The 4085-nt window shown below is 53.0% G+C and carries 8 protein-coding genes; all 8 read right to left on the bottom strand.

Annotation, left to right across the window (positions count from 1 at the left end):
- Positions 1-150 precede the first annotated feature (150 nt).
- Complete coding sequence (locus F8N00_RS16700; RefSeq protein WP_023467968.1) at positions 151-588, bottom strand: phage tail tube protein; 438 nt, start codon at positions 586-588, stop codon at positions 151-153.
- A gap of 29 nt (positions 589-617) precedes the next feature.
- Positions 618-2054: a phage tail sheath N-terminal beta-sandwich domain-containing protein gene (locus tag F8N00_RS16695; protein ID WP_421018619.1), complete on the bottom strand. Its 1437-nt coding sequence runs from the start codon at positions 2052-2054 to the stop codon at positions 618-620.
- A gap of 3 nt (positions 2055-2057) precedes the next feature.
- On the bottom strand, positions 2058-2258 hold the full coding sequence (locus F8N00_RS16690; RefSeq protein WP_421018618.1) for a hypothetical protein: 201 nt from the start codon (positions 2256-2258) through the stop codon (positions 2058-2060).
- Entirely contained in the window at positions 2248-2739 is a 492-nt protein-coding gene (locus F8N00_RS16685) for a hypothetical protein (RefSeq protein ID WP_023467965.1), read from the bottom strand. Before F8N00_RS16685 ends, F8N00_RS16690 begins: the two co-directional genes overlap by 11 nt.
- The gene (locus F8N00_RS16680; protein WP_421018617.1) at positions 2726-3220 is read right to left on the bottom strand and encodes an HK97 gp10 family phage protein; all 495 of its coding nucleotides are present in this window, start codon (positions 3218-3220) and stop codon (positions 2726-2728) included. The genes F8N00_RS16685 and F8N00_RS16680 overlap by 14 nt, the downstream gene beginning before the upstream one ends.
- Entirely contained in the window at positions 3217-3576 is a 360-nt protein-coding gene (locus F8N00_RS16675; protein ID WP_421018616.1) for a hypothetical protein, read from the bottom strand. Before F8N00_RS16675 ends, F8N00_RS16680 begins: the two co-directional genes overlap by 4 nt.
- On the bottom strand, positions 3573-3923 hold the full coding sequence (locus F8N00_RS16670) for a hypothetical protein (protein ID WP_421018615.1): 351 nt from the start codon (positions 3921-3923) through the stop codon (positions 3573-3575). The genes F8N00_RS16675 and F8N00_RS16670 overlap by 4 nt, the downstream gene beginning before the upstream one ends.
- A partial coding sequence (locus F8N00_RS16665; protein WP_421018614.1) for a hypothetical protein occupies positions 3871-4085 on the bottom strand: 215 nt, incomplete at its 5' end. The genes F8N00_RS16670 and F8N00_RS16665, both read right to left, overlap by 53 nt.

Below are 4085 nucleotides of genomic sequence, written 5' to 3'. Positions count from 1 at the left end.
GGACAAGGAGACGTATTGCTTCTCCTGTACCACCTCGTCCTGTGATGCTTCGTCTACTTCATGTGCGTAACGGTCTGCTGTTTCCATGAATATGTATCCTCCTCTGAAATTGTAATGAAAAAGGAGACCGAAGCCTCCTTTGTGTCCGTCTTATAGGAATTTATAATCGTCTGCCGTGAAGGCTAAATCCGTGTCACCCGTATCTTTGACCTTGAAGTTGACCAAATCGACCTCATCGAACGTGACGCCCATCAATGCGATCTTTTCTCCACGGAGATCCGGATCACGTAATTCGAAGATGAGCGTCCGCGGAGCATCCGGGTCATCCAAGATACTACGACGGAATTCCGCAATCTTTTCTGTCCAGTGCATCTTGATCTTCCCACTGATCTCCGAACCCATCGTCCGGTTGCCGTCTGCTTTCGCATTCCCGCGTTCGACCTTCTTCTTGTTGAACTTGACCTTTGCTTCTGCTTCCGTGACCTCGACCATCGCACGCCCGGTTTCGTCATAGACCTGCCCGTACTTCCCGCGGAGCACTTTCCGCGGATCAAGTACCGGTAACTTATCATCATAGGATTGTGGCATCTGATTCCCTCCTGTTTCGTTTCAGCGACTTAGGACGCCGTATTGTTTGCGTAGATTTGCGTAGCCGTCCCGTAGACAGTGAATGCTGTCTTGAAGTAGGCTTCGGTCTTGTACGCTTGTTCCGTCGCTCCATCACCATGGTATCGGCTATCTGGAACACAATCATAGACTGGCTCGATGACTTCGATATTCGAACTCGCGAGGGGTTCGAGGACCAGTTGTTTGATCTTCTCCGCGACAGCGTCCCGCTTCGATGGACTGTTCGACTGGGAGCGGAAGTATTTCTTGAAGACGAACTCTTGCTCTTCCGTGATCAAGTCGAAGACGTTGATCGTCTGGATTTGTTGCAAGTCACGCAAGGCAGCGTCTGGATCCGCATCCGCGTCGATACCGATGAGCGGATCAAGTCGAGAGAAGTCCGTCATCGAGTTGACCGGTGCATTGTAGACGACGTTCTTGCCTTCCGCCTTCAGCAACAAGTAACCCTCTTCAATCTTCTGGTTCGCATCGACGTCTGATAATTTCTCGAGATCGTCGAAGATCGTCAGATGACCCGCGAGTGAGCGGTTGACCGGAATCGAGATTGCCGCTGCTAACGCGAGGACGGCTTGTTGCGCTGGGGAGTACTCGACACCCTCCTTATACGCTTTCTGCATCGTCGAGATGGCACCATAGTAATTGACGTCCGCTGACGCGAGTCCACCGAGTGCCGTCTTGACGAATTGACCGTTCGGTCGTTGCGTCCGGACGAAATCGAGGAACATCGCTTGGATGGAGCTATCCGATACACCGTCATGGATGATGGCATTCGCATATTCCGTCTTCGCGACTTCGAGGAACTCCCCGTAATCGAGTGCCGTCACTGCTTCCCCTGAGTGTCCTGCCGTCAACAATTGCGCGACGACGTTCGCTGGAAGGGCATCCGTCACCTTCTCGACGCGGATGTACTTCGAGTTCGCCGCAAGCGCGACAAGATCGTCGTTCGATGCGAATGTCAGCTTCTCGAGCTGCAGTGCATTCTCTGTCAAGAGCAGTTCCTTCTTGTTGTTGTCTCCGATGACCGGACGAATCGTGACCGCGAACTGGTTTCCGCGTGCGCCCTTGTACCGTGCTTTGACCTTGATCGACGTCAAATCGAGCGAGGCTTCTTTCGCGGCACTCGCTGCTAGACGATAGACCTTGATTTCCTTCAAGGATACGACGCTCGTCCCGTCTTCCCGGATGAAGGCGCTGTTGAGGAACGCATCTTGTAAAAGGAACGCGGATTGTCCGCTTCCGAACGCGGTCTTCGCTTCATCTGTCGAGCGGACGGTCACGATTTGATTGATTGGACCCCAGTCTGCCCGGACAGGCATCAGGAGCGTGCCACGTGCTGACGATTCGACGCCGGACGTCGTGGCGATGTTGAACCGGACATAGACGTCCGCTTGTCGCTCGTGGCGACCTGGAATCATTGCTTTTGCCATGGATCATTGCACCTCTTTCTGTTTGAATGCTTCGACGCGTTCGATTGCATCCGTTTGTGACATCTCCGCCTGCCCGAATAAGGCACCGACGACGATATGCCGCGGATAACCAAGGGAGGCATGCGCCTCGATCAGTTCTTCCGCTGGGTAGACCGGTTCATCTAAAACGATCGTGACCGCTTCGCTTACTTGCTTACGTGCCATATGTGTTCAACTCCTTGTTAAATACTGCCGTATCGAGAGACGGGAGTTCGACTTCTCGTTCTGATACGTACCGTTGGCCGATGACTTGGAAGTTCAGTGCATCGTCCGAGATGAGATTGTTCGCAAACTCGCACTCATCCAGTTTCCCTTCTGTCTCAACCCAGTCTCCCTCAGCTGTGACGCTAATTAACGGGATTTCTTGACAGTTCACCATTAGCATGGTCGCAATCCGCGAGACGAACTCTTGCATCTGCTCGGGTTCATCCACGAATAGCGTACCGAGGATCATCGGTTTGTATCGGTACCAGCCGGCGCTGAAAATCTCCGGTGTCCCGCGCGGTGGCGCCAAGACGAAGAAGGGACGTTCTGCCCCTTGCTCGACTGGGCGGTCATAGCCGCGGACGTTGGTGGTGTCCTGCACGAACTTAAGCACGGATCGTACGTCTTGGACACCTAACTGATCACTATCAAAGTAGCTCATTGAAAAATGCCTCCAATTCACGATTGATGAAATCCTGACCGTCGCTCTCGAATGAATGCCATGCGTTCTTGAAGAAATGCTTTCCCATGACGGTCATCGGTCGTAACCACATGCCGCCGTCATGGTCCGGACGATATTCGAACTTGTCATTCTTCCATTCACCGGGTACGAATCGCCGGGATTGCCGGTGACCATTCTCGACCCAGTCCGCATATTCGACGTTCGTGCCGAACATCAGTTTGATCCCTCTTATTTTCTGCATCTTGAAGATGGAGTCTTCGCCATCCGTTCCGCTTGATGCCGCTGCTAACGAGTTTCTGAGCCGTCCATCCATGACCGGTGAGACAGCCGTGACGCGATTCAGAAACGCGAAAGCGGTTAGCTTCCCAATCCGCTCCAGCTCCTCATCGAACTGAACACGTTGCGCATTGAAGCGGTCGAACATACCGTTGTCATGCAACTCGAACTTGAAATCACTCATGCGCTATCCACTGCCTCGACCGGAATCTCGTAATGATGGATGCCTAGACGATCATGGACAGCATAAGGACGCCCGCATGTGAACGTCCCGTATGCATGCGATCGGTCTTTCGAGTAGATCCGCAGTTCGTCACCCGCTAACAACGGTACTTTTGTATGGACAAGGAAACGGCGATTCAGTTCATTCTGCTGATAGGACACGCTGAGCCGGTTCTCTTGCTCCGATAAGCCGACCGCGACATCATGCAGGACTTCCGTCCGCGTCGAGGTCGCATTGTACTTCGCGGACGACTGGACCATCCGGAAGACGTCCGCTCGATGGAACAAGAGAGACTCATAGGGACTGAACGGGTTCATAGGAATACCACGCCAGACGACTCCGGTTCCGGTTCCGGTGGTGGATTGAGATACGGTTCGAGGAAGAGCAATGCCTTGTTCAGGTATTGACCCGATGTATCGAGCGTCTCCTTATAATCCGAGCGTTCGACACTCTTCACCTTCGGGACCGCCTCATCCATGACGAGATAGCAGACCGCTAGCTTGATGGCTTCCGGAACAGGTAATGGCAGCTGAATCTGTTTCACTAAAAAACGCTGCTCGACCTCGATGATTGAGCGGGTCAGAGCAGCGGCTAATTCTGTTTCTGGTAGGTTACTTAGGGTCGGTATCTTTTCCACCGCTTCCACTGTCGTCATTTGAATCATCTTCGACACCTCCGTCTAGCTGTTCGATCACTCCGCCCTCCAGCAGTTCTTCTGCGACTGCTTTCGTGACTTCGAAGCGAGAACCCGGCTTATGGAGTGCTCCTTTGTACTTGATATGCGTGAGACTGTCTCTTATACACATCTCCGAGCCCACGAGACTAA

The organism is Exiguobacterium sp. A1_3_1 (assembly GCF_048985645.1).
Lineage (GTDB): Bacteria > Bacillota > Bacilli > Exiguobacteriales > Exiguobacteriaceae > Exiguobacterium_A > Exiguobacterium_A indicum.
This window is presented reverse-complemented; position numbering and strand designations above follow the sequence as displayed.